The sequence below is a fragment of the Lachnoanaerobaculum sp. OBRC5-5 genome (assembly GCF_000296385.1).
GTDB lineage: Bacteria > Bacillota > Clostridia > Lachnospirales > Lachnospiraceae > Lachnoanaerobaculum.
The window spans coordinates 1,379,760-1,405,730 of the sequence record NZ_JH815185.1 but is presented as its reverse complement, the minus strand read 5'-3'; the positions used below and the strand labels follow the sequence as shown (position 1 = coordinate 1,405,730).

Sequence of the window (25,971 nt, the reverse complement as noted above, 5' to 3'; positions counted from 1 at the left end):
ATATGAAAGGAAGATTATTATGTTAAGTAGAAAAATTACTATCAAGAATCCTTCAGGTTTGCACCTACGTCCGGCAGGAGTTCTGTCACAGACAGCAATGAAGTTTAAATCAGATATAATAATTGAGTACGGTGAGAAGAAGATAGTTGCAAAGAGCGTGCTTAATGTTATGGCTGCAGGTATCAAGTCAGGTACAGAGGTAAATCTGATAGTTGAAGGTGATGACGAAGAGGAAGCAATGAAGACTTTGGTAGAGGCTATCGAGTCAGGCCTTGGTGAAAAATAATAAATAATTTTTCTATTTGTAACATATCATACTTGACAAATGCCTATATTTGGTGGTTAAATAATGCAATGTATTTTGTATTGTGCAAAATACGATGTTATAAAATGAGGTATAGATATGAAAGAAAGAAAAATCCGCCTTCTGTCGGTTGAAGACGCTAAGAACTTTGTTAAAGTTGCTACCGAGTGTGATTTTGATGTGGATTTATATGATAACAGTATTATGATTGACGCAAAATCTATTATAGGAGTGCTGAGCATGGATCTTAGACATGTTTTGACAGTCAGATATTCAGGCGAGAACGAAGAATTGGAAGCTTTTTTAGATGAACATATGAAGGGAATCGAAAAAATAGCTTAAGCATATTTATGATATATCATAAATGGTTTAAAATAAGCCGGCTTGACCGGTAGTTGTTTAACATACAGGCAGGTCTTTGACTTGCCTGTTTTTTCATATAGAAGAGACGGAAAGGTAATTATGAGAATAGGACATGGATATGATGTTCACAGACTTGTAGAAGGCAGAAAGCTTATAATAGGAGGAGTGGAGATAGAGCATACTCTGGGACTTCTCGGGCATTCGGATGCGGATGTACTTTTACATGCGATAATGGACTCTTTACTTGGAGCTGCAGGACTTGGAGATATAGGAAAACATTTTCCAGATACAAAAGCGGAATATAAGGATGTAAGCAGTGTTGTACTTTTGAAAAAAGTTGCTAATATACTTGACGAGAATGCATATATAATAGAAAATATAGATGCGACTGTTATTGCGCAAAAGCCTAAAATTGCTCCTCATATTGATAGGATGAAGGAAGTGATATGTGATACACTGAGTATATCACCGAGCCAATTGAATATAAAGGCAACCACTGAAGAGGGGCTTGGCTTTACAGGAAATGAAAGCGGTATATCTGCGCACAGTGTTTGTCTGTTGAATTCGGTAAGAGATGCTTTTTATGTATCTACAGATTCAAAGGATTGCACTGCCTGCAACGGATGCCCAAGTAAAGGATAAAAGGAATTTTATGAAGATTTTTAATACACTTTCTAAAAGGAAAGAAGAGTTTGTGCCTATTGAAGAGGGAAAAGTAAGAATGTATGTCTGCGGACCTACGGTCTACAATTTGATACATATCGGAAATGCCAGACCGATGATTTTCTTTGATACGGTAAGAAGATATTTTGAATACAGAGGATATGGTGTAAATTATGTTTCAAACTTTACGGATGTTGATGATAAGATAATCAATAAGGCGATAGAAGAGGGGGTTGATGCCTCTGTAATTTCCACAAGATATATAAATGAATGTAAGAAAGATATGGAGGCAATGAATGTGCTTCCAGCCACCAAGAATCCTCTGGCAACAGAAGAGATAGGCGGCATGGAGGAGATGATATCAACTCTTATCGAAAACGGCCATGCATATGTGGCAAAGGACGGTACGGTATATTTCAGAGTAAAAAGCTTTGACGGATACGGTAAGCTGTCACATAAGAATATTGATGAACTTCAGTCAGGATTCAGAGAGATTAAGGTAACGGGTGAGGACGGAAAGGAAGACAGCAATGACTTTGTTCTTTGGAAACCTAAAAAAGACGGAGAGCCTTACTGGGATTCACCATGGTCAAAGGGAAGACCGGGATGGCATATTGAGTGCTCCGTTATGAGTAAAAAATATCTTGGAGATCAGATAGATATACACGGAGGCGGTGAGGATCTTATCTTCCCTCATCATGAAAATGAGATAGCTCAGTCGGAGTCTGCAAGCGGAAAGAGCTTTGCAAATTATTGGATGCACAATGCGTTCTTAAATATTGACAATAAAAAGATGAGTAAGTCTTTAGGTAATTTCTTTACAGTAAGAGATATCAGTGAGAAGTACGATCTTCAGGTATTAAGATTTTTTATGCTCTCAGCACACTATAGAAGTCCACTCAACTTCTCTGCAGAGCTTATGGAAGCATCTAAGAACAGTTTGGAGAGAATTCTTACAGGAGTTGAGAATTTAAAGGATGTTCAAAAAAAGAATAATTCTTCACCAATTACAGATGCAGAGCTCTCAAATCTTGAGATGGCAAAGGTGTTAAAGGATAAGTTTGTAGCCGCAATGGACGATGATTTCAATACGGCTGATGCGATAAGTGCTATATTTGAGCTTATAAAGCTTTCAAATACTTCATTGAATGAAAACTCTACACTCGAGTATGCAAACGGACTTTTAAATATAATAGAGCCGCTTTGTGACGTACTTGGAATTATTACAGAAAGAAAGACGGAAATCCTTGACAGTGAAATAGAGGATCTGATAGAGCAGAGGACTCAGGCCAGAAAGAATAAGGATTTTGCACTTGCAGATAAGATCAGAAACGATCTTCTTGACAGAGGTATTGTACTTGAAGATACAAGAGAGGGAGTTAAATGGAAGAGATCTTAGATTATCTTCTGAAACCTTTTAATATAGAAAAAAGGGATGCAAAAGAGTTTTCTCCGCTGGTACTGGCTTATATAGGTGATGCGGTATATGAGCTTATAATAAGAAGCATTTTGGTATCCGGTGGAAACCGCCCGGTAAATAAACTTAATAAGGATGCCACTTCACTTGTAAAAGCGGGAGCACAGGCACAGATTATAAAACTTATAAATGACGAGTTAAGCGAGGAAGAGTTCACCATATTTAAAAGGGGCAGGAACTCTTCTCCGCATACCATGGCAAAGAATGCCAGTATGACTGATTATAAATATGCTACCGGGTTTGAAAGCCTTATAGGTTTTTTATATCTGGACAATCAGTTTGACAGAGCGCTTGAACTTGTCAAAACCGGTCTTGACAGATTTTTGGAAAATAATGATATTGGAGTAAAGAATATATGAATGAAAATGCCATTGAAGGCAGAAATGTGGTAATAGAGGCTTTCAGAAGCGGTAAAACTGTTGATAAATTATACTTGCAGGACGGTTTGAAGGACTATACTGTTTCTACAATATTAAGAGAAGCAAAAAAGCATGGTACATATGTAAATTTTGTGAGCAAAGACAGGCTTGACACAATGAGCGAGACCGGGAAGCATCAGGGAGTTATTGCAATAGTTGCGGCATATGAGTACGCAAGTGTTGAGGATATACTGGAAAAGGCAAGACAAAAAAATGAGCCGCCTTTTGTATTTATTTTAGACGGCATAGAGGATCCTCATAATTTGGGTGCAATCATAAGAACAGCCAATCTTAGCGGTGCTCATGGAGTGATTATACCTAAACACAGAGCCGTAGGGCTTACTGCTGTAGTGGCAAGAGCTTCTGCAGGAGCAATTAATTATACACCTGTTGCCAAAGTCACCAATATAAACAAAACTATGCAGGAGCTGAAAGATGCAGGAATGTGGTTTGTTTGTGCAGACATGGGCGGCGAAAAGATGTATAATATTGATTTGACGGGAAGTATCGGACTTGTAATAGGTAATGAGGGAGACGGAGTAAGTGAAAGTGTTAAGAAAAATTGCGATTTCATAGCTTCTATACCTATGAACGGTGATATTGATTCACTCAATGCATCTGTTGCCTGTGGTGTATTGGCTTATGAGATAGTCAGACAGAGGATTGCGAAAGGAGCAATATATGAAAAGTGATAAGAGAAAAGTTGTTCTTGTGGGATGCGGTATGGTCGGCATGAGCTATGCATATGCCATGTTAAACCAAAATGTTGTGGACGAGCTTGTTCTTATAGATGTAAATAAATTAAGAGCTGAGGGAGAAGCTATGGATTTGAATCATGGCTTGGCTTTTTCAGGCTCACATATGAGAATCTGGGCAGGAGATTACAGTGACTGTACAAATGCGGACATTGTCGTAATATGTGCAGGTGTAGCTCAGGCACCTGGAGAGAGCAGAAGAGATCTTTTAAAGAGAAATATGGAAGTGTTTAAATCCATTATCGATCCTATCACAGAGAGCGGTTTTAACGGAATATTCCTTGTGGCTACAAACCCTGTAGATATAATGACAGAGATCACATACAAGCTTTCAGGATTTAATCCAAGAAGAGTAATAGGTTCGGGCACCGCACTTGACTCTGCAAGACTCAGATATCTTCTCGGATCTTATATACAGGCAGATCCAAGAAGTGTGCATGCCTATGTTATAGGTGAACATGGTGATTCGGAGTTTGTGCCATGGTCAAATGCAATGCTTTCAACAAAGCCTATTACAGATCTTATAGCCGAATCAAAGGGTAAATTAAATATAGAAGAGCTTGACCGCATTGAGGAGGATGTAAGAACAGCAGCTTATAAGATAATAGAGGCTAAGAGAGCAACATACTACGGTATAGGAATGAGCCTTACAAGAATTACAAAGGCAATACTTGGTGATGAGAATTCAGTACTTACAGTATCGGCAAATCTGCGTGGTGAATATGGACAAAATGATGTATTCGTTGGAGTTCCATGTGTTATAAACAGCGCAGGAATTCAAAGAATACTTGAATTTTCTCTTACAGATGAAGAAAAGGCAAAGTTTGCAAAATCATGTGAGGAGCTTAGAGCTACGTATAAAGAGTTGGAAGAGAAATAAAAAAAACATCTTAGTTTCATTTGGAGGATAGACTTGAAAGATAAATATTATTCTATTGGAAGAGTATCTGAAATATGTAATATACCGATAAAGACTTTAAGATATTATGATAAGATAAATGTGATGGTTCCAAGTATCAGACAGGAAAACAATAATTACAGATATTATAGTCATGATCAAATGGTAAGGCTTTTTATCATAAAGAGGCTCAGATATTTGGGCTTTTCGCTGGAAGAGGTTAGAAATATATTAAAAGAAGATGATATTCAAAAGATAGAACTTATAGTGACAAAAAAACAAAACTCCATAAAAGATGAAATTATTGAGCTCAATAAAAAGTATGAAGAAGCTGCTACTTTAAATAATAAAATTAAATCTGCGCAAAGAATACTTGAAGACAGTAATAATTACAATGTAGAAAGTTCTTTTAAGCTTGAAAAGCAAAGAGAAGTATATGTATTTGGTAAAACTACCATGATGCAGTCTTATAAGAACGAAAAAGTCAGTCTGGAAAAATGGATAGATATTATAGAGTCTGCAAAAGAAAGGAATCTGAATATTCAGGGTGATATACTTGTATCCTATCATACTGAGATGTTTGGACAATTTATTCACAGAGATTGTGAGGTGGAGTTTTCCATTGTAGTTGAAAATGATATCAAGGATGCTGAAGTAAAGAAATTCGGAAACTTTCTTGCCGCCAATGCTATATATGTCGGCGATTACAGCGATATAGTGCATACATATATTTCTTTGAAAAGATGGATAGAAGAAAACGATCTGATGGTAGATGGACCTGTAACAGAAAGATTTATGCTTTCACCGGTGGATCTGCCTAATACAGATCAACATATAGTAAAAATAATAGTTCCGGTAAAACCGAGAAACTAATAATTGAATAAAGAGTATATTTATATACCGGTAAAAAGTCTCCCCTTAGGGGAGGCTTTTTTGTTTTACATAAATAAGGTTACAAAATTTTGAGATATACATAACTAACAAAAATACAAAGTTGATATTGTGTAAGATTACTTTCGAAAAATAGCAATATACACAAAAAAAGACTTATAGTTGCTTTTTGTTAAATTAATTATATGTAAATTTATGCTTTGAGTAATAAATTTATAGGAGACAAAAATGAAATACATATAAAATATATGTTAAATTCAGAAAAATTTAACTTGAATATACAATAGCTGTATATTCTAAGATAATAATTGAATAAAATAAGTTCTTAAACAAGTAATAGTTAATTATTTAACATTTTAAAATAAAATATGTAGGAAAGGAGGACAGTATGGCGGGATTTATTATATCAAATACCATATCAAACATAATTGTATGTGGTCTATGGACATATATATCAGCTATGTTTGCAGGTCCGCTGATAGCAACTTGGGTAGGCTTTGCAGGATGTACATCTTATTATGCAGCCGGTTGTGGTAAAAACGGTTTTATCAGATCTTTATGCAGTAATATGGCGGGAATCTTTATAGGATGTACCATAATTTGGCTATGTGTAAATGTAAATGGAAGTCTATGGTTTAACGGATTGATAACAGGAATTTTCAGTGGAGTTATCATTTATATCACTCATTGTGATTTGACCAGATTTGCAACTTGCACATTTATGGGCGGCTTCAGTGCATTTGCATCAGGTGGTAATTGGAAGATGCTTATTATTTGCTTTATCCTGGGAAATATCGTTGGGCTCGCATCAGATTATCTGGGAAGATTTATTTTAGCAAAGTTTTTCAAGAAGACCGATAAAAAAGACTGGGTCATAGCTAAATTTTTAGAGGATTAAGAATCAAAAAGTAAGGGGTTTTAATATGAGCAAAATTTTAAAATTGGCATATGGCATGGAGAAGTCGGAAGGCTTTAATTACAGACTTGCCATGGAGGAAGCATCCAGGTGTCTTCTATGTGAAGATGCACCTTGTTCTAAGGGATGTCCTGCAGGGACAGATCCGGCTAAGTTCATTCGCTCACTGAGATTTAAGAACATAAAAGGTGCTGCGGAAACAATAAGAGAAAATAATCCGTTAGGTGGTTCATGTGCTTGGGTATGTCCTTATGACAGAATGTGTGAAGAAGAGTGTAGCAGATGTGGAATAGATAAGCCGATTCAGATTGGTAAAATACAAAGATATCTGGTTGAAGAAGAGCAGGCTATGTCGGCAAAATTTGTCAGTGCGGGAAATAAAATCGGAAAAAAAGTTGCATTGATAGGTGCCGGACCTGCATCACTTGCTTGCGCAAGAGAGCTTGCACTTGCAGGAGTGGATACAACTGTTTTTGAAAAGCAGGCTAAGGCCGGTGGAGTTTTGAGATATGGTATTACACCTACAAGACTTCCCGACAGAGTTGTGGATTTTGATATAGAACTTATAAAAGAGCTGGGAGTAAAGTTTGAATTTAATAAGGAAATAAAATTTGAAGATATTCCTAAGCTAAAGAGTGAGTATGACGCCGTATTTGTCGGAGTCGGACTTTGGGATTCAAAGAAGGTTGCAGTAGAAGGAAGCGAGCTTAAGGGCGTTGAATCGGCTATTGATTTCTTGTTTAAAGCAAGAACCGGTGAGACAAAAGAGCTTCCGGAGAGAGTAATTGTAATCGGTGGTGGTGATGTAGCGATGGATTGTGCTACAACCGCAAGACAATTGGGTGCTGAGAAAACATGTATCTGCTATAGAAGAACTATAGAAGAAGCACCTGCAAATATTGAAGAGATTTCTTTTGTAAGAGATATGGGAATTCCTATTTATACAGGATTTGCGCCTGAAAAGATCTGTGGGGAAAACGGTCATGTAACGGCTCTTGTTGCAAAGGGAATGAAGGACGATAATGAGATGACACTTAAGGCAGATATGGTTATCTTTGCTATAGGCCAGGACCAGGTAGAGGATTATAAAGGACTTATGGCAGGTGATGGAGTATTCACCGGCGGTGACGCATTACATGGTGTCGGTATAACAGTGGTAGAGTCTGTTCATGAAGGAAAAGAAGCGGCTTACCAGATATTAGATTATATAAGGTGAGGAGATTAATATGGCTTTGAAAAAAGATTTATCAATAAATTTTTTGGGTGTTGATTGTGAGAATCCTTTTTTTCTATCTTCTTCACCTGTAGGCAGTAATTACGAGATGTGTGCTAAGGCACTGAGAGCCGGTTGGGGTGGTATTTTTTATAAAACAATAAGTGTTTTTATACCAAATGAATGTTCTCCAAGATTTGATATAGCTTCAAAAGAGGGAACACCTTGGACCGGATTTAAGAATATGGAGATGACTTCAGATAAGCCGAATGAAGTAAACTTTGAGTTTATTAGGCAACTAAAGAAGGATTTTCCGAATAAAGTAATAGTTTCAAGTATCATGGGCGCAACTGATGACGAGTGGGCAATACTTGCAAAAGAGTCTGAAAAGGCCGGAGCGGATATGATTGAGTGTAATTTCTCATGTCCACAGATGACATCATCCACTATGGGTTCTGATGTAGGACAAAATCCTGATTTGGTAAAACATTATTGTGAAGTGGCTTCTTCAAGTACTAAATTGCCGATAATAGCAAAGATGACACCGAATCTTGGAAATATGGAGATTCCTGCAAGAGCTGCTATAGAAGGCGGTGCAAAAGGAATAGCTGCAATCAATACAGTAAAATCTATTACAAATCTTGATATAAACTTAAGAACAGGAATGCCGGTTGTCAACGGAAAATCTGCAATATCAGGATATTCCGGAGCGGCGGTAAAACCTATTGCACTTAGATTTATATCGGATTTAATGCATGATCCTATTGTAAGTAAAGTTCCTATAACAGGAATGGGCGGTATAGAGACTTGGAGAGATTGTCTTGAATTCTTGATGTTAGGTGCATCAAATCTTCAGGTAACAACTGCAGTAATGCAATATGGATATAGAATTGTTGAAGATATGATAAGCGGTATGTCACATTATATGAATGATTACGGAATCAATAAACTTCAGGATATAGTGGGCACTGCTGTAGGAAATATTGTGGGAGCTGATGATTTGGACAGATCATATAAGATTCTGGTTCAGATTGATAAAGAAAAATGTGTCGGATGTGGAAGATGTTATGTATCATGCTTTGATGCGGCACATCAGGCTATTGAATATGACTATGCAACCAGAGTACCTACAATAAATGAAGATAAATGTGTAGGATGTCATCTCTGCTTAAATGTTTGTCCGGTAATGCATTGTATACAGCCGGGTAAACTCGTTTATAAAGATAAGAATGATAATCATACCATAAATTTAAAGGAAACTAATAGTTATCTATAATATATCAGGGGGGTTGATCTATGTTAGATTTAATTATTAAGGGTGGAACTGTAGTTACGGCAACGGATATGTTCCCGTGTGACGTGGGTGTAAAAGACGGTAAGATTGTTGAGATGGGAATGAATCTTGACATGGATGCAAAGGAAGTAGTGGATGCTACAGGAAAGCTTGTGCTTCCGGGAGCATTGGATGTACATACTCATCTGGCTATGCCTTTCGGAGGAACAATATCTGCAGACAGTTACCTTTCAGGTACCAGAGCTGCAGCCTGTGGAGGTGTTACTACAATATTTGACTATCCGGTTCAGAGAAAAGGTGGCACTATTATGGATTTGGTAAATTCCAAAAAAGCCATTCTTGAAAAAGAAGCCTGTGTAGACTGGGCATCTCATTGTATAATTACAGACTTTAATGACGGTCAGATACTTGAAGAGATGGAAGAAGCCGTTAAAGAAGGTATTACTTCTTACAAATGCTTCATGGTATACAAAAAAGCCGGAATGATGGTAGATGACGGAATGTTTGCGACTTTGCTTCTCAGAGCGAAGGAACTTGGAGCATTGGTAAATGTTCATGCAGAGAATTCCGATATGATAGATTATTTTGAAGCTAAGTTTAAAAAAGAAGGAAACTTAAGTCCTTGGTATCACTATCTGGCACGTCAGGAGTTTGTTGAGGCTGAAGCCGACAGAAGAGCTTTGCATTGGTGTAAGCATTTGGATGCACCGCTATACATTGTTCATATGGCTGACAAGGAAGGCCTTGAGGCATGTATAGAAGGCAAGAAAGAGGGCGTACCTATTTATGTGGAGACCTGTCCACAGTACCTTGAGTTTACATGCGAGGTATATAAGAGAGAGGACGGAAGAAACTTTGTATGTTCACCTCCTATAAAGGGCGAGGAAAGCAGACAGGCTCTTTGGGAAGCTATAAAGAAAAATCAGGTTGATGTTGTTGCGACCGATCATTGTCCGTTCCAGAGTTATGAAAAGGATTGGGGAATTGACGACTTTACAAAGATTCCAAACGGATGTGCAGGTGTAGAAAATATGTATCCATATATGCTTGATGCAGCTAATTCAGGCAAAATCACTTTCTCACAGGCGGTAGCTCTTTGCTCAACAAATCCGGCAAGAATATTCGGATGTGATAAGAAGGGCGGAGTCAGAGTAGGGAATGATGCGGATATAGTTATTTATGACAGAGATAAGTATTTTACAATAAGTGTAAATAATATGCATTCCGACTATGACCATACCATATGGGAAGGAAAGAAGCTTCATGGATATCCTGTAAAGACATTTCTTAGAGGACAGCTTGTCTATGATAACGGAGATTTCGTAGGAAAGCCTGGAATGGGTAGATTCGTAAAGAGAGTACCTAGAAGTTAAAGTATTAATGATTGTATTTTACTGTCACTGCTTTATATATAGGTAGTGGCAGTACGATTTTAAATAATATGTTGTTTTAATAGGGGGTAATATGTATAAGTGTAGCGAAGATAGAATGGCAGATAAAATCAAGACCATGAGTCAGTTTGGTGATGCAGGACATGGCGGTATCACAAGATATTCTCTTTCAAAAGAAAATCTTATGGCAAGAGCTGAATTCAAAAGAAGAATGGAAGCTATAGGTGCAAAAATAAAGACCGATGATATGGCAAATATGTATGCAACATTAGAGGGCAGCGATCCTACATTACCTGCAATTGTTATGGCTTCACATTCCGATTCGGTTAGAAACGGTGGAAACTATGACGGTATTTTAGGTGTAATGGGAGCTATGGAGGTCTTGGAGTCTGTTGCAGAGCAAAAGATACCTCATAAGCACAATCTCGTAGCAATGATTTGGACAAATGAGGAAGGATCTTTATATCCACCGGCTATGATGTCATCAGGAGTTATCTGTAATGATTACTTACCTGAAGAGATTGGAAAGAAATTTAAGCATGAGGATATGCTTTCATCAACTTCAGTCCTTGATAAGAATAAGACATTTAAAGAGGCCCTTGAAGCAAGCGGCTATAAGGGAGATGTAGCAAACAGATTAAATCCTAAGGATTATAAGGCAATGTTCGAGCTTCATATTGAGCAGGGACCTATCCTTGAGGCTGCAAAGAATGATATCGGAATAGTTACCTGTGTTCTTGGAATGATAAACTACAGAATCAAAGCGTTCGGACAGTCAGATCATGCAGGAACAACTCCTATGCCATATAGAAAAGATGCATTATATGCAGCTGCAAAGCTTTTACAGTATCTTCATGATGAGCTTGATAAGCTTGATAAGGCACTAGTATATACCACAGGTGAGATAGTATGTCATCCAAATGTACATACAGTTATTCCTGATTTTGTAGAGTTCTCGATTGATGCAAGACATGAGGATCCTAAGGTTATAGAGCAGGTTGTTGAAGTAATAAAGAATATGCCGAAGGAAATAGTAGGCTGTACTACAGGTTATGAGAGGGCATGGTCACGAGACACAGTTTACTATGATGAGAAGCTGGTAGGTTATGTAACAGAAGCTGTAAATGAGCTCGGATATTCAAATCAGAGAATTAACTCAGGTGCAGGACATGATGCACAGTTTGTAAGCTATATGATGCCTACTACAATGATATTTGTACCTTCAAAGGACGGACACTCACATTGCGAAGAGGAGTTTACACCGGTTGAGCAGTGTACAAAGGGTGCCAGTGTACTTTTGAATGCAGTATTGAAGTGTGATGCTCAATAATATGATTTAAGTGTTGGGGTCAAATATTTTGGCCCCAACATTACAGTAGAACAGAGGTGTGAAATGAGTGTTAGAAAAGTAGCGGAATTAAATTACAATATGACAACTGCCGATGCAAATAATGTAGACGGAAAAATACCGTTTGGAAGACAGTTTGATTTTATCGGTGATGTTGAAACAGAGTTGATGATATTAAATGACGGTGATGAATCTTTGTGCCTTGGATATACAGATGTTGAACTGTATGAAGATGCGTATGTAGGTGATCAACTTAATTTTAGAGCAGAGATGCTAAAGGTGGGAAATACATCAAGAACCTGTAGAATAAGTACATATAAGGTTGCAACACCTGCTTACAGAATGGGTATCAAAGATGCAAATCCGGGAGATATGTATTATTTTGATCCTCCAAAATTGATTACTGAAGGTACTGTAGTACTTGTAGTAAAGAAAGAATTACAACGTGGAAATCAGCCAAGTGGTGAAGTTATTGACCCTTGGAGAGAACTTGATCTTTAATAAGGGGGTATTATGAGTACTGAAGTTACATTAAGATATAGAATGTCCGATAGAGATGTTTTCTACGGTGGAGGAGTTGTAAACGGTGCAAGGTCTATTACTTTGATGGAAGATACCGCAAACAGATTGATGACCAAGGTTTATGGAAATCAGAGCAGATGTGCAAAGGTAAGAAAAGTAAGATTGTTTGTGCCATGTTTTGCCAGAGATTATATGGAGTATAAGGCGAGACTTTTGGGTGAAGAAAACGGTAGAGCAATTATAGAAGTACGTTCTTTTAAGGTTGCGGTTATCCCTGAGGAGCCTGAGTTTGAAAGCTCTATAGATGTTTTGGAAGATCCTCCTCTTTCAACCGTATGTATTTTTGAATATATTATTCCGGAAAAAAAAGAGAAAAAGAAGGCAAAAGCGCTTGAGGGGTTGAAAGTTCTTGACCTTACACATGCATATAACGGTCCTTTCTGTACCGCACTTTTAGCAGACAACGGTGCTGAGGTTATAAAGATAGAGCCTCTTACAGGTGATCAGTCAAGATATTGGCCTCCAATGGATGACAATAGCGGTGAGAGCGGATTTTATGCATTTATAAACAGAAACAAAAAGGGAGTTACTCTTAACTTAAAGACTGAAAAAGGAAGAGAGATTTTCTATGACCTTGTCAGAGAGGCTGATGTGGTGGTAGAAAACTTCAGAGTCGGAGTAACAAAGAAATTACAAGTTGACTATGAGACATTAAAGAAGATAAATCCAAGGATAATTTATGCTTCAGGTAGCGGTTTTGGACAGTATGGACCTTTCTCAAACAGACCGTGCTATGATATCGTTGCACAGGCTTTGGGCGGTATGATAAATCTTACAGGTTATACAGATGCCCCTCCTGTAAAATGTGGTGTATCGGTAGCCGACAATGTTACCGGAATTTATCTTTGCGTCGGTGTACTTATGGCTCTTTACAGAAGAAATGTAACCGGTGAAGGTCAGCAGGTAGATGTGGCTATGGCAGATACTATATTCACATTGCTTGAAAATGCAATAATCTATACAACCCTTAAGGGAATTATACCTCAGAGACAGGGAAATATTGATGCTACAGTTTCACCATTCAATGTATATGAGGCGAAGGACGGATATATAGCGCTTGGAGTAGGTACAGATAAGCTGTTCAAGGTATTCTGTGATGTAATAGGCAGACCGGACCTTGTTACAAATGAAAAATTTGCAACCAATGATCTCAGAATTAAAAATTACAATGACGGTTTACATGAGATAATTGTGGATTGGGTAAAGCAAAGAGGTAAGGCAGAAGTAGAGAGTATGTTTGAAGAGGTAGGAATACCTTGCGGACAGATACTTGATATGAAGGAAGCGATAGAACATCCACATTTCAAGGCAAGAGAGATGATGGTACATGTTGAGCATCCTACTATCGGTGATATGTATATACAGGGTTGTCCTATAAAGCTTAGCGAAACACCGGGAAGCGTAGATGCTCCGGCACCGCTACTTGGACAACATAATAAAGAGGTTTACGGCTTTGATGATGAAACATTGAAACAATTAAAAGAAGAAGGCGTAATCTAGTGGAGGAAAAGAAATGGATTTTAATTTTTCCAAAGCACAGTTGATGCTGAAAAAAACTGTAGCCGACTTCAGTGAAAATGTGGTAAAACCAAGAGCTGAAGAAATAGACAGAAGCGGAAAATTTCCAAAAGATTTATTTTTGGAGATGACCAAGATGGGATTAACCGGTATAGGAACTGAAGAAAAATATGGAGGAAGCGGAGGCAGCGATATCGAAAAGATAATTGCTGTGGAAGAGATAGCAAAACATTGCGGTTCTACCGCTGCAACACTTTCAATACATACTATATTTGCTTCCGTACTGGAAAAGTTCGGTACTGAAGAACAAAAACAAAAGTATTTACCTGTAGTATGTGCAGGTGGTGAGTTGGGGGCATTTGCCCTCACCGAGCCGAATGCCGGATCTGATGCGGGAAGTGCAAGAACAACTGCAATATTTGATGAGAGTACACAAGAGTATGTTCTAAACGGTACAAAATGCTTTATAACAGGCGGAGGATTGGCAAAGTATGTATTGGTATTTGCTCTTACATCACCTGAATTAAAGACCAAGGGGCTTAGCTGTATACTTGTGGAGCGTGGAACTCCGGGATTTTCAATAGGTAAGATTGAAGATAAGATGGGACTGCACGGATCTGAAACGGCAGAACTCATATTTGATAATTGCAGAGTTCCTAAAGATAATCTTATCGGTCCTCTTGGAAAGGGCTTTAAGATTGCGATGACTGCACTTGACGGTGCAAGAATAGGAATTGCGGCACAGGCTGTTGGAATTGCGGCAGGTGCATTGGATGAAAGCGTAAAGTACACAAAGGAAAGAGTACAATTTGGCAGACCGATTTCTTCATTGCAGGGATTACAGTGGTATCTGGCGGAAATGGCTACAAAGGTTGAGTGTGCAAGATGGATGACATATAGAGCGGCAAGCCTTAAAGTAAGCGGTATGCCGTATACAAAAGAGGCTGCTATTGCAAAGTTTAATGCATCAAAGGTAGCCGTTGAAGTAACAGATAAGGCGTTACAGATACATGGAGGATATGGATATATGAGAGACTACCCATTAGAAAGAATGTATCGTGATGCAAAAATAACAGAAATATACGAAGGTACTTCAGAGATTCACAAGGTTGTTATAGCCAGAGAAGTGCTGAAATAGGGGGTATTATGAAAATCATTGTATGTATAAAGCAGGTGCCAAATACAAGTGAGGTCAAGATTAACCCTGAGACAAAAACACTTATCAGAGACGGAGTGGAGAGCATAATAAATCCTGATGATAAAAATGCCCTTGAAGCGGCATTAAGGTTAAAGGACGAAAAAGGTGCGCAGGTCGTTGTACTAAGTATGGGACCTATGCAGGCAAAAGAGGCTTTGCTTGAAGCTTTGGCTATGGGTGCGGACAGCGCTTATCTTATAAGTGACAGAAAATTCGGCGGATCCGATACTTGGGCTACAGCAACTATATTGGCGGCTGCTATAGAAAAAATCGGAGGTTATGACCTTATAATATGCGGTAGACAGGCTATAGACGGTGATACTGCACAGGTTGGACCTGAAATAGCGGAATTCCTTAATATTCCACAGGTGACATATGCCAAAGAGCTGAAACTAAAAGACGGTGCGGTAACAGTTAAGAGATATTGTGAATCAAAGGACTATGAATTTGAAGTTAAACTTCCTGCTCTTATTACAGCTATTAAGGAACTTAACACTGTGAGATATCCAAGTGTAAAGGGAATCTTCAAGGCTTATGAGAGCGATGAGGAGTTGGTAGAGGTGTTGACCTTTGATGATTTAAATGTAGATGAAACACAGATAGGTATTAAGGGTTCACCTACAAATGTACACCGCTCGTTTGTACCTGTTAAAGAAAAACATAGTGAGTTTATAGAAGGAAATACAGCTATGGAAAAGGCTAAACTTCTTTTAACAAAACTATACGAAAATAAATTGATACAGTCCGGAGGTGCCAAGTAGTGGAAAGAGCAAAGGTAAATCAAGACATTAATCTTAATGACTATAAAGATGTATGGGTACTTGCGGAATCTGTAAACGGTAAGATATTACCTATAACATTGGAACTTATGGGTGAGGGTAGAAAACTTGCAAATGAGCTTGGAAAGCAACTTGCAGTTATTGTACCCGGATATAACATCGAAGAGGCCGCAAAGGAGCTTATGGAGTATGATGTTGATACAGTATACTATGTAGAACATGAGCTTTTAAAAGACTTTTCAACATTGGGTTTTGTTGAAGTATTATCAAAAGAAGTAAAGAAAAGAAAACCTGAAGTGCTCTTAGTAGGGGCAACTTCAATCGGCAGGGACATAGGACCGAGACTTGCTGCAAGACTTGGAACAGGACTTACTGCAGATTGTACCGGACTCGAGGTAGATGCAGAAGATAAGAAGCTTCTTATGACAAGACCGGCTTTTGGCGGAAATATTATGGCGACTATTATATGTCCTAAAAACAGACCTCAAATGGCTACAGTCAGACCCGGGGTAATGGCAAGAGCCAAGAAAACAGGCAAGTCGGGTGCAATTTTCGAAAAAATTGTTCCTGAACTTAAAGGAGAGGATATAAGAACAAAACTGTTAGGAACAGTTGAGCATGACAAAGAAAGGGTAAATCTGACAGATGCCAAGATTATAGTATCCGGAGGAAGAGGTATCAAAAATAAGGACGGTTTTGCTTTGATTGAAAGTCTGGCTAAAGCTTTGGGAGGTGAAGTCGGTTCATCACGTGCCTGTGTTGATGCAGGATGGATAGACTCATCTCACCAGGTTGGACAGACAGGAACGACTGTCAGACCTGATTTATATATTGCTTGCGGTATATCGGGAGCTATACAGCATTTGGCAGGAATGAGTGAGTCAAAGTATATTGTTGCAATAAACACAGATAAAAATGCACCTATATTTGATATTTGTGATTATGGCATTGTAGGCGATTTAAAAGAAATCATACCGGCTCTTGTTTCAAGTATAGAATCGGGAGAGTTTACATTATAGTCGATTGTTGGTAATTTTGAATATGGGGTGGCTGATGCTGCCCCTGATTTTGTTTATTTAAGGTTTGAAAAATTAAGGAGGAGATATGGAAGAAGTACGTGTGAAAAATAAAATGGAGGTGGAACCGATAAAATCTCTAATTTTAAAGATGTCCATACCGCCTCTTATTTCTATGTGCATGCAATACTCTTACAATCTTTTGGATTGTATATTTGTATCATGTGTCAGCGAGAAATCATTAAGCGCTGTATCAATAATTTTCCCTATTACTACACTTTATATTGCTATAGCTATTTGGATTGGAGTAGGAGTAAGTGTGCTTGTAGCAAAGTATTTGGGTGAAAAAGAGGAGGAAAAAGCAAATACTATAGTGGCAAACGGTATTGTAGTATCATTTGTAGTTAGTAGCCTGGTAACTTTCATAACAATGAATATTATTAAGGGATTTATACTTTCATTTACAAGTGATCCGGAAACTGTTGATTTGGCAATGGCATATATGGATATATGTGTATTTATGGCAATTCCATGCGCAGTACATATTTGTATACAAAAAGTATTACAGGGAGCAGGAAATATGCTGGCTCCCATGTGCTTCCAGATAGCAGGTGTTTTAACAAATTTGATATTCGATCCGATACTTATCTTCGGATATTTCGGATTTAAACCGATGGGAGTAAGAGGTGCGGCGATTGCCACTGTTATGGGATATACTGTGTCTACAATACTTGCATTTTTGGTGCTTATATTCCAAAAACAAAAGGTCGAGCTTGGTTTAAAATATTTCAGAATACATTTAAAACATGTAAGAGATATATTCGTGGTGGGATTTCCGTCTTTTATTATGAATGTGCTTGGAGCCGCTATGGTATATAATACCAATCTTTTCTTAAAACAATACTCTGAGCTTGCTATAGCCTTTTTTGGAGCGTATTTTAAGATACAGCAGATGGTTATAATGACACTGAACGGACTTATACAGGGATGTATACCTGTAATGAGTTATAATTACGGAGCGGCGAGAGAAGACAGGTTGAAGGAGAGCTTAAGGATAGGAACAATTGTGGCAATAATACTTACATCAATAAGTATAGTACTGCTCTGGGTATTTACAAAAAACATATTGATGACTTTCAATACTCCTGATGAAGTTCTTGAGTTTGGAATTTTCGGTATCAGAGTAATGAGTTTAAGCTATGTATTTGTTGGAATTACCACAATGATTGCATCATATATGCAGTCCACAAAGAATGTGGGGAAAAGCATATTAATAAATCTTTGCAGACAGCTTTTGGTATTGATTCCGGTAATGTTTATCGGATCAAAGACTTTCGGTTTGAAGGGAATATGGAGCGCTTTTTTGGTAACTGAGTTGATTTGTGTTGTATTCAGCTTTGTACTATATAAAAATACATAAATATGATTAATTTCCTGTATATTTAGAAAACAATATGTTATAATTTGGTTAGTGAAACCTAACTAAATTAGCTATAGTTTTATATACAGGAGGATTATTATGGCGGAAAAAGGACATGAATTCCTGGCAAGAATTGGTAAGACAAGGCTTAGACCGGGAGGAATAGAGGCAACTAACTGGCTGCTTGAAAAGGCTGATATTAAGGAGGACTCAAAAGTTCTTGAGGTTGCCTGCAATATGGGGACTACTTTAGTTCATATAGCAAAAAAATATGGATGTGATATTGTGGGGGTGGATCTTGATGAGAAGGCAATTGAAAAGGCTGATAAGAAAATAAAAGATAATGGATTGGAGAACAAAGTAAAAGCCATATATGGAAATGCATTTGATCTGCCTTTTGAAGATGAGAGCTTTGATGTGGTAATTAATGAAGCGATGCTTACAATGCTTTTGGGAGATCAAAAGGAAAAAGCTTTAAGAGAGTATTATAGGGTATTAAAACCGGGTGGTATGGTAGTAACTCAGGATGTGGTTTTAATTACAGATAATAATAATGAAAGGGCGAAGGAGCTTCGAATAGGACTTAGCAGAGCTATAAATGTAAATGTTGAACCTCTTTTGAGCGATGGTTGGGAATCCTGCTTTGAAAGGGTCGGATTTAAAGTGGAAAGTAAAACAGGCCCTATGACACTTATGAGTATTCCGGGAATGATGAAAGATGAGGGAATATTCGAGGCATTAAGTATTATAAAAACAGGATTACAGGAATTTAATAAAGAATATTTTCAGAGAATGCGCTCTTTTATGATGGATAATAAAAGGGAACTTGGGTATATCTGTTTTGCAGGAAGAAAAGAGTAAACAATAAAAAATTACTTGCAAATATTGCGCTCATATGCTAATATTGTCAAGTAATGAGCCGGTGTGGCGGAATGGCAGACGCGACAGACTCAAAATCTGTTATTCGAAAGGGTGTGCGAGTTCGAGTCTCGCCACCGGCATTAAACTGTATGAGGAATTCATGCAGTTTTTTTAATGCAAAAATATTTTACATTAAAAATCTTCCTATTAAATGGAAAAGTAAGTCTTTTTATGCTAGAATACATCAAAGAATTTTTATAAGACTTTTATAAAGGTGGTAATATGGATTATAGTAAAGAAGCTTTAAAATTACACGAGGAAAACGGCGGTAAAATTGCTGTTGTAAGTAAAATAAAAATAAATAACAGAGATGATTTGAGTACTGCATACACTCCCGGAGTAGCGGAACCTTGTAGAGAGATTGCAAAGGATCCTGAAAATGTGTGGAAGTATACTGCAAAGAAAAATCTTGTGGCGGTAGTTTCAGACGGAACGGCTGTGCTCGGACTTGGAGATATAGGCCCGAAGGCCGCAATGCCTGTAATGGAGGGTAAGGCTATACTTTTTAAAGAGTTCGGTGATGTGGACGCTTTTCCTATATGTGTAGATACAAAGGATACGGAGGAGATAATAAAGACTGTAAAGAATATTGCGCCATGCTTCGGTGGAATAAACTTGGAAGATATTGCATCACCGAAATGCTTTGAAATAGAAGAAAGACTTGAGAAAGAACTTGAGATACCTGTATTTCATGATGACCAGCATGGTACCGCAATAGTTGTTACAGCGGCACTTATCAATGCTCTCAAACTTGTAAAAAAGGAAATGTCTGAAATAAAAGTTGTGCTGAACGGACCGGGAAGCGCCGGTACTGCAATTATAAAAATGCTATTGGAATCGGGTGTGAAGGATATAACGGCTTGTGATGAGTTCGGTATACTGTATAAGACCAGACCTCAGGGTATAAAAGATCATAAGGAGTGGCTGTGTACAGTTACCAATCTTAACGATATGAGAGGAAACTTATCAGATGCTCTTGTAGGTGCGGATGTTTTTATAGGAGTTTCTGTAGCAAATATCCTTACCGAGGATATGATAAAGACAATGGCTGACAAGCCGATAGTCTTTGCCATGGCAAATCCGAACCCTGAGATTTCATATGACGAAGCAATAAAAGCCGGTGTAGCTGTAATGGGAACCGGAAGAAGTGACAGACCGAATCAGATAAACAATGTACTTGCTTTCCCGGGTATATTCAGAGGGGCACTTAATGCAGGCGCAAGAGATATTAATTATGATATGAAAAAGGCTGCGGCAAAGGCTATTGCGGAGTATATAAAGCCCGAGGATCTTAATGCGGAAAATATTATACCTTCCGCACTTGATAAGTCGGTGGCGCAGGCTGTAGCCAAGGCGGTAGAAAAAGCTGCTATAGATAGCGGTGCTGTCAGAAAGTAGGATACAGTTATGGAAGATATAAAAGAGATATTTTTATTTTCATATAATGAATTGAAAAAGGTAAAGACAATTACGACAGTTGCAATGTTTGTGGCTCTGTCAATTATACTTGGTGCTTTTACCGTTCAAATAGGAAATTTCCTGAAAATCGGTTTTTCCTCATTGACTACCGTAAGTATAGGATATTTGTTCGGACCGATAGTCGGAAGTATATTCGGTGCAATTACCGATATTGTAAAATATATGATAAAACCTACCGGACCTTTCTTTCCGGGATTTACATTTAATGCTGTCATAGCAGGCCTTATATATGGAAGTCTTCTATATAAAAAGCCTGTTTCGATAACAAGGATATTGGTAGCTGAAGTTTTGGTAAGCTTTTTATGTAATATATTGCTTGGTACACTTTGGCTCAATATATTATACGGAAAAGCCTTCCTTGCTATTTTGCCTATGAGAGTGGTAAAAAACATGATTTTACTTCCTATAAACAGTTTTATGGCATTTGCTATATTAAAGTTTATGGAGCAGCATAACTTAAGAAAAAACTTCGATTAGAAGTATTAAAATATAACTCACGAAAATACTATAAAAGCTGTGAAATAAAAATAATTTTAAAAAAGTGCTTGCAATCGGTTTTTGTTTGTGCTATCCTAGTATGGCTGTGACATTGATAGCTAAGAAGCATAGGTTGCCGTTTACGGGTTTTATGTGGAGCGAAGGTCATGTTGCAAAAACTGGCGACAAGTCACTGTACAAACAGCATCTCATATTGAGTATTTTCGTGGGTTAGTCACTATGACACGCACGGAAGAGTGTACAGTCACCACTTGTCAATTTCTTTTATAAAGATTGAAAAGGAGGCGGCTTTTTTTATGGCAAATCAGGTAATGAGAATCACATTAAAAGCTTATGATCATCAATTAGTTGACAGCTGTGCTGCAAGAATTGTTGATACTGTAAAGAAGACAGGAGCAGCTGTTTCAGGACCTGTTCCACTACCAACAAAGAAGGAAGTGGTTACTATCCTTAGAGCTGTACATAAGTACAAAGACTCTCGTGAGCAGTTCGAGCAGAGAACTCACAAGAGACTGATTGATGTCATTGCACCATCACAGAAGACTGTTGATGCACTTTCCAGATTGGAAATGCCAGCAGGTGTGAACATAGACATCAAAATGAAGAGTAGATAATCCGCTAAATAGCGTTAATCCTGCTCTAGGATGAGCACAGAGTGCTCCGCTGTAGAATAAACCAGGAGGTATATTAATGAAGAAGGCAATACTTGCTAGAAAAGTCGGTATGACACAGATTTTCGATGAGAACGGTGTGTTAATACCTGTAACAGTTCTTCTTGCAGGACCATGTGTTGTTACACAGGTTAAGACAGAGGAAAATGACGGATACAATTCAGTTCAGGTTGCATATGGACAGATCCGTACAAAGTTGGTTAATAAGGCTAAGGCAGGTCACCTTGCTAAGGCAGGAGTTGAGAAGGCTGTTGTAGAGAACGGTGATAAGAAGAGAGAAGTTTTTGCTGCCGGAAGATTTATCAGAGAGTTCAAGTTTGAGAACGCATCAGAGTATGCTCCAAAGGCTGAAATCAAAGCAGATATCTTCGCTGCAGGAGATAAGGTTGATGCAACTGCTATCTCAAAGGGTAAAGGATTCCAGGGTGCTATTAAGCGTCATGGACAGTCAAGAGGACCTATGAGTCACGGTTCCAAGTTCCACCGTCATCAGGGTTCAAACGGTTCATCTTCAGATCCAAGCCATGTATTTAAGGGCAAAGGAATGCCTGGACATATGGGCGCAAAGAAGGTAACTACACAGAATCTTGAAATCGTAAGAGTTGATGCAGATAAGAACCTTATCCTTGTAAAGGGTTCAATGCCGGGTTCAAAGAAGGCTCTAATAACATTAAAAGAAACTGTTAAGAAGAAATAACTAACAGAAAGGAGGAACACAAATGGCTAATATATCAGTATTTAATATTGAAGGAAAAGAAGTAGGTAGTATAGAATTAAATGATGCTGTGTTCGGAGTTAATGTTAACGAGCATTTAGTTCATATGGCAGTTGTTGCACAGTTGGCAAACAAGCGTCAGGGAACACAAAAGGCAAAGACCCGTTCCGAAGTTAGTGGTGGCGGAAGAAAGCCTTGGAAGCAAAAAGGTACAGGACATGCACGTCAGGGTTCAACAAGATCACCTCAGTGGAAGGGTGGCGGTGTTGTATTCGCACCTACTCCAAGAGATTATACAATCAACTTAAATAAAAAAGAAAAGAGAATTGCTCTTAAGAGTGCTCTTACAAGCAGAGTTCTTGAGAACAAGTTCATCGTTGTTGATGATTTCGCAATGAGCGAGATTAAGACAAAGAAAATGCAGCAGACTTTAAATAACTTAAATGTTAAGAAGGCGCTTGTTGTATGTGCTGAGAATGAGAAGAACACTGTACTTTCTGTTAGAAATATTTACGGTGTTAAGGCTGCTTCACCTAAGACTATCAATGTATATGATATCTTAAAGTACAATACAGTAGTTGCTTCAAAGGACGCTGTTAAGACTATAGAGGAGGTATATGCGTAATGGCAAATATTCAATACTATGACGTAATACTTAAGCCGGTTATTACAGAGAAGAGCATGCTCGGCATGACAGATAAGAAATATACTTTCCTTGTACATCCTGACTCAAACAAGACAATGATCAAAGAAGCGGTTGAGAAGATGTTTGACGGCGTTAAGGTTTCAAAAGTAAATACTATGAACCAGGATGGAAAGACAAGAAGAAGAGGAATGACAACAGGTAAGACTGCAAAAGTTAAGAAGGCTATTGTATGGCTTACAGAGGATAGCAAAGAGATCGAGTTGTTCCAGGGCTTATAAAGCAACAAAAGTTGCTTTCCCGAAATTGATTCGGGATATATTATACGGCATCCTGCCGTGATAAAGTGCGTAGCACAAGAAGGAGAAAAAAATGGGAATAAAGAAATATAGTCCATATACACCGTCAAGAAGAAACATGACAGGTTTGGACTTTAGCGTAATCACAAAGAGTACTCCTGAGAAGTCATTATTGGCACCAATTAAGAAGAACTCAGGAAGAAACAATCAGGGTAAAATAACAGTTAGACATCGCGGTGGCGGTGCAAAGAGAAAATACAGAATCATCGACTTTAAGAGAAACTCTAAAGACGGAGTTCCTGCAAAAGTTGTTGCTATAGAGTATGATCCGAACAGAACGGCTAACATTGCACTTATTGCATATGTAGACGGTGCTAAGGCTTATATACTTGCTCCTGAAGGACTTCAGGTCGGAGCTACAATCGTTAGCGGTTCAGGTGCAGAGGCAAGAGTTGGAAACTGTTTACCACTTGCAGAGATTCCTGTAGGTGCACAGATTCACAATATCGAGCTTTATCCGGGAAAGGGCGGACAGCTTGTTCGTTCAGCAGGAAATGTTGCACAGCTTATGGCAAAAGAAGGCAAGTATGCAACTCTTCGTCTTCCTTCAGGTGAGATGAGAATGGTTCCAATCATTTGTAGAGCTACTATCGGTGTTGTTGGAAACGGTGAGCATTCACTTGTTAAGCTTGGTAAGGCCGGAAGAAAGCGTCACATGGGTATAAGACCTACAGTTCGTGGTTCTGTTATGAACCCTAATGACCATCCACACGGTGGTGGTGAAGGTAAAACCGGAATCGGTCGTCCGGGTCCATCTACTCCTTGGGGCAAGCCGGCTCTTGGTCTTAAGACTAGAAATAAGAAGAAACAGTCTAATAAGTTGATCATCAGAAGAAGAGATGGTAAGGCCGCTACTAAATAAAGGAGGAAAGATAAATGTCACGTTCACTTAAAAAAGGACCATTTGCAGATGCAAGTTTATTAAAGAAAGTTGATGCAATGAATCAGACCGGCGACAAGAGTGTCATCAAGACATGGTCACGCCGTTCAACAATCTTCCCACAGATGGTAGGTCATACTATTGCTGTTCATGATGGAAGAAAGCATGTTCCGGTATATGTTACCGAGGATATGGTAGGACATAAGCTTGGTGAGTTCGTTGCAACAAGAACTTACAAAGGACATAAAGCTGACGATAAGAAAGCTTCAAGATAAGAGAGGGTTGAAAGGAGGTTTTTTAAATGGCAAAAGGACATAGATCCCAGATTAAAAGAGAAAGAAATGCAGTTAAGGACACCAGACCATCAGCTAAGCTCTCATATGCCAGAGTACCTGTTCAGAAAGCATGTTTCGTGCTTGATGCAATCAGAGGAAAGAATGTTGGTGAGGCTTTGGGTATTCTTATGTATAGCCCAAGATATGCGTCAAGTGTTATCAAGAAATTGGTAGAGTCTGCAGTAGCTAATGCTGAGAACAATAATAATTTAGATCCTTCTAAATTATATATTGCAGAGTGTTATGCAAGTGACGGCCCTATAATGAAGAGAATTAAGCCAAGAGCACAGGGTAGAGCTTATCGTATCGAGAAGAGAATGAGCCATATCACAGTGGTCTTAGATGAAAGATAGGAGGAGACGCGAAAATGGGACAGAAAGTTAATCCACATGGACTTAGAGTCGGTGTTATAAAAGACTGGAGCTCCAGATGGTACGCTGATAAGGATTTCGCTGATTGTTTAGTAGAAGACTACAATATCAGAAAGTTCTTAAAGAACAAGCTTTATTCAGCAAGCGTATCAGATATTGAAATCGAGCGTGCTTCAGACAGAGTTAGAATAATACTTCATACTGCAAGACCGGGTGTTGTTATCGGTAAGCAGGGTGCAGAAGTTGAGAAATTAAAGAAGGAAGTATCAAAGTTTACAGATAAGAAAGTATTCATTGATATCAAAGAAATCAAGAGACCTGATAGAGATGCACAGCTTGTAGCTGAGAGCATTGCGTCACAGCTTGAGAACCGTATTTCATTCCGTAGAGCAATGAAGTCAACAATGTCAAGAAGTATGAAGGCAGGAGTACTTGGTATCAAGGCAAGCTGTTCAGGACGTCTTGGCGGTGCCGACATGGCTCGTACAGAGTTCTATTCAGAGGGTACAATTCCTCTTCAGACATTAAGAGCTGATATTCAGTACGGTTTTGCAGAGGCAAACACAACATACGGTAAAGTCGGTGTTAAGGTTTGGATATATACAGGTGAGGTGCTTCCTCAGAGAAAAACACAGGAAGGGAGCGTAAAATAAT

Annotated in this window: 30 protein-coding genes and 1 tRNA gene; all 31 read left to right on the top strand. The window is 38.4% G+C overall.

Annotated elements, in window-relative coordinates; all coding sequences use genetic code 11:
* Window positions 1-19 precede the first annotated feature (19 nt).
* The 31 genes from HMPREF1135_RS06650 to rpsC all read left to right on the top strand — a co-directional run bounded on the left by HMPREF1135_RS06650 (window position 20) and on the right by rpsC (window position 25,970).
* On the top strand, window positions 20-286 hold the full coding sequence (locus HMPREF1135_RS06650) for an HPr family phosphocarrier protein (protein ID WP_007593403.1): 267 nt from the start codon (window positions 20-22) through the stop codon (window positions 284-286).
* Between the two features lie 117 nt (window positions 287-403).
* Entirely contained in the window at window positions 404-646 is a 243-nt protein-coding gene (locus HMPREF1135_RS06645) for an HPr family phosphocarrier protein (protein ID WP_007593401.1), read from the top strand.
* Between the two features lie 120 nt (window positions 647-766).
* Window positions 767-1,309 carry a 2-C-methyl-D-erythritol 2,4-cyclodiphosphate synthase gene (gene ispF, locus HMPREF1135_RS06640; RefSeq protein WP_007593399.1) on the top strand — a complete coding sequence of 181 codons (543 nt, stop codon included), beginning with the start codon at window positions 767-769 and terminating at the stop codon, window positions 1,307-1,309.
* A 10-nt stretch (window positions 1,310-1,319) separates the two neighbouring features.
* Window positions 1,320-2,729, top strand: a complete 1,410-nt coding sequence (gene cysS / locus HMPREF1135_RS06635; RefSeq protein ID WP_034242983.1) for a cysteine--tRNA ligase — start codon at window positions 1,320-1,322, stop codon at window positions 2,727-2,729.
* Window positions 2,714-3,166, top strand: a complete 453-nt coding sequence (locus HMPREF1135_RS06630; RefSeq protein ID WP_007593395.1) for a Mini-ribonuclease 3 — start codon at window positions 2,714-2,716, stop codon at window positions 3,164-3,166. The genes cysS and HMPREF1135_RS06630 overlap by 16 nt, the downstream gene beginning before the upstream one ends.
* On the top strand, window positions 3,163-3,918 hold the full coding sequence (gene rlmB, locus HMPREF1135_RS06625; RefSeq protein WP_007593393.1) for a 23S rRNA (guanosine(2251)-2'-O)-methyltransferase RlmB: 756 nt from the start codon (window positions 3,163-3,165) through the stop codon (window positions 3,916-3,918). Before HMPREF1135_RS06630 ends, rlmB begins: the two co-directional genes overlap by 4 nt.
* Window positions 3,908-4,861: an L-lactate dehydrogenase gene (locus HMPREF1135_RS06620; protein WP_007593392.1), complete on the top strand. Its 954-nt coding sequence runs from the start codon at window positions 3,908-3,910 to the stop codon at window positions 4,859-4,861. The genes rlmB and HMPREF1135_RS06620 overlap by 11 nt, the downstream gene beginning before the upstream one ends.
* A gap of 33 nt (window positions 4,862-4,894) precedes the next feature.
* Window positions 4,895-5,752 (top strand): MerR family transcriptional regulator, encoded by an 858-nt coding sequence (locus HMPREF1135_RS06615; RefSeq protein WP_007593391.1) that lies wholly within the window; start codon window positions 4,895-4,897, stop codon window positions 5,750-5,752.
* 406 nt (window positions 5,753-6,158) lie between these two features.
* Entirely contained in the window at window positions 6,159-6,668 is a 510-nt protein-coding gene (locus tag HMPREF1135_RS06610; RefSeq protein ID WP_007593390.1) for a DUF1097 domain-containing protein, read from the top strand.
* Window positions 6,669-6,693: 25 nt separating this feature from the next.
* A complete protein-coding gene (locus HMPREF1135_RS06605) occupies window positions 6,694-7,902 on the top strand; it encodes an FAD-dependent oxidoreductase (RefSeq protein ID WP_007593389.1) in 1,209 nt (402 codons plus the stop codon).
* Between the two features lie 10 nt (window positions 7,903-7,912).
* Window positions 7,913-9,175 carry an NAD-dependent dihydropyrimidine dehydrogenase subunit PreA gene (gene preA, locus HMPREF1135_RS06600; protein WP_007593388.1) on the top strand — a complete coding sequence of 421 codons (1,263 nt, stop codon included), beginning with the start codon at window positions 7,913-7,915 and terminating at the stop codon, window positions 9,173-9,175.
* Window positions 9,176-9,195: 20 nt separating this feature from the next.
* The gene (hydA, locus tag HMPREF1135_RS06595) at window positions 9,196-10,566 is read left to right on the top strand and encodes a dihydropyrimidinase (protein WP_007593387.1); all 1,371 of its coding nucleotides are present in this window, start codon (window positions 9,196-9,198) and stop codon (window positions 10,564-10,566) included.
* Window positions 10,567-10,657: 91 nt separating this feature from the next.
* Window positions 10,658-11,914 carry a Zn-dependent hydrolase gene (locus HMPREF1135_RS06590; protein ID WP_007593386.1) on the top strand — a complete coding sequence of 419 codons (1,257 nt, stop codon included), beginning with the start codon at window positions 10,658-10,660 and terminating at the stop codon, window positions 11,912-11,914.
* 63 nt (window positions 11,915-11,977) lie between these two features.
* Window positions 11,978-12,433 (top strand): hypothetical protein, encoded by a 456-nt coding sequence (locus HMPREF1135_RS06585; RefSeq protein WP_007593385.1) that lies wholly within the window; start codon window positions 11,978-11,980, stop codon window positions 12,431-12,433.
* A 12-nt stretch (window positions 12,434-12,445) separates the two neighbouring features.
* On the top strand, window positions 12,446-14,014 hold the full coding sequence (locus HMPREF1135_RS06580) for a CoA transferase (protein ID WP_007593384.1): 1,569 nt from the start codon (window positions 12,446-12,448) through the stop codon (window positions 14,012-14,014).
* Window positions 14,015-14,027: 13 nt separating this feature from the next.
* Window positions 14,028-15,170, top strand: a complete 1,143-nt coding sequence (gene acrC, locus HMPREF1135_RS06575) for an acryloyl-CoA reductase (protein ID WP_007593382.1) — start codon at window positions 14,028-14,030, stop codon at window positions 15,168-15,170.
* Between the two features lie 8 nt (window positions 15,171-15,178).
* Entirely contained in the window at window positions 15,179-15,991 is an 813-nt protein-coding gene (locus HMPREF1135_RS06570) for an electron transfer flavoprotein subunit beta/FixA family protein (protein ID WP_007593381.1), read from the top strand.
* Window positions 15,991-17,028: an electron transfer flavoprotein subunit alpha/FixB family protein gene (locus tag HMPREF1135_RS06565; RefSeq protein ID WP_007593380.1), complete on the top strand. Its 1,038-nt coding sequence runs from the start codon at window positions 15,991-15,993 to the stop codon at window positions 17,026-17,028. The genes HMPREF1135_RS06570 and HMPREF1135_RS06565 overlap by 1 nt, the downstream gene beginning before the upstream one ends.
* A gap of 85 nt (window positions 17,029-17,113) precedes the next feature.
* The gene (locus tag HMPREF1135_RS06560; protein ID WP_007593378.1) at window positions 17,114-18,445 is read left to right on the top strand and encodes an MATE family efflux transporter; all 1,332 of its coding nucleotides are present in this window, start codon (window positions 17,114-17,116) and stop codon (window positions 18,443-18,445) included.
* Window positions 18,446-18,544: 99 nt separating this feature from the next.
* On the top strand, window positions 18,545-19,306 hold the full coding sequence (locus HMPREF1135_RS06555) for a class I SAM-dependent methyltransferase (RefSeq protein WP_007593377.1): 762 nt from the start codon (window positions 18,545-18,547) through the stop codon (window positions 19,304-19,306).
* 57 nt (window positions 19,307-19,363) lie between these two features.
* Window positions 19,364-19,446 (top strand) — tRNA-Leu (locus HMPREF1135_RS06550).
* 142 nt (window positions 19,447-19,588) lie between these two features.
* Window positions 19,589-20,764 (top strand): NAD(P)-dependent malic enzyme, encoded by a 1,176-nt coding sequence (locus HMPREF1135_RS06545; protein WP_007593376.1) that lies wholly within the window; start codon window positions 19,589-19,591, stop codon window positions 20,762-20,764.
* Between the two features lie 9 nt (window positions 20,765-20,773).
* The gene (locus tag HMPREF1135_RS06540; RefSeq protein ID WP_007593374.1) at window positions 20,774-21,322 is read left to right on the top strand and encodes a folate family ECF transporter S component; all 549 of its coding nucleotides are present in this window, start codon (window positions 20,774-20,776) and stop codon (window positions 21,320-21,322) included.
* A 317-nt stretch (window positions 21,323-21,639) separates the two neighbouring features.
* On the top strand, window positions 21,640-21,957 hold the full coding sequence (gene rpsJ, locus HMPREF1135_RS06535) for a 30S ribosomal protein S10 (protein ID WP_007593367.1): 318 nt from the start codon (window positions 21,640-21,642) through the stop codon (window positions 21,955-21,957).
* Between the two features lie 76 nt (window positions 21,958-22,033).
* Window positions 22,034-22,711 carry a 50S ribosomal protein L3 gene (gene rplC, locus HMPREF1135_RS06530; protein WP_007593365.1) on the top strand — a complete coding sequence of 226 codons (678 nt, stop codon included), beginning with the start codon at window positions 22,034-22,036 and terminating at the stop codon, window positions 22,709-22,711.
* A gap of 22 nt (window positions 22,712-22,733) precedes the next feature.
* A complete protein-coding gene (gene rplD, locus HMPREF1135_RS06525) occupies window positions 22,734-23,354 on the top strand; it encodes a 50S ribosomal protein L4 (protein ID WP_007593364.1) in 621 nt (206 codons plus the stop codon).
* The gene (gene rplW, locus HMPREF1135_RS06520) at window positions 23,354-23,653 is read left to right on the top strand and encodes a 50S ribosomal protein L23 (RefSeq protein ID WP_007593360.1); all 300 of its coding nucleotides are present in this window, start codon (window positions 23,354-23,356) and stop codon (window positions 23,651-23,653) included. The genes rplD and rplW overlap by 1 nt, the downstream gene beginning before the upstream one ends.
* Window positions 23,654-23,744: 91 nt before the next feature.
* Window positions 23,745-24,593 carry a 50S ribosomal protein L2 gene (gene rplB, locus HMPREF1135_RS06515; protein ID WP_007593357.1) on the top strand — a complete coding sequence of 283 codons (849 nt, stop codon included), beginning with the start codon at window positions 23,745-23,747 and terminating at the stop codon, window positions 24,591-24,593.
* Between the two features lie 14 nt (window positions 24,594-24,607).
* Window positions 24,608-24,886, top strand: coding sequence for a 30S ribosomal protein S19 (gene rpsS / locus HMPREF1135_RS06510; protein WP_007593355.1), 279 nt, complete (start codon window positions 24,608-24,610; stop codon window positions 24,884-24,886).
* A 26-nt stretch (window positions 24,887-24,912) separates the two neighbouring features.
* Window positions 24,913-25,299 (top strand): 50S ribosomal protein L22, encoded by a 387-nt coding sequence (gene rplV, locus HMPREF1135_RS06505; RefSeq protein ID WP_007593354.1) that lies wholly within the window; start codon window positions 24,913-24,915, stop codon window positions 25,297-25,299.
* A gap of 14 nt (window positions 25,300-25,313) precedes the next feature.
* A complete protein-coding gene (rpsC, locus tag HMPREF1135_RS06500) occupies window positions 25,314-25,970 on the top strand; it encodes a 30S ribosomal protein S3 (RefSeq protein WP_007593353.1) in 657 nt (218 codons plus the stop codon).
* Window position 25,971: the final 1 nt, after the last annotated feature.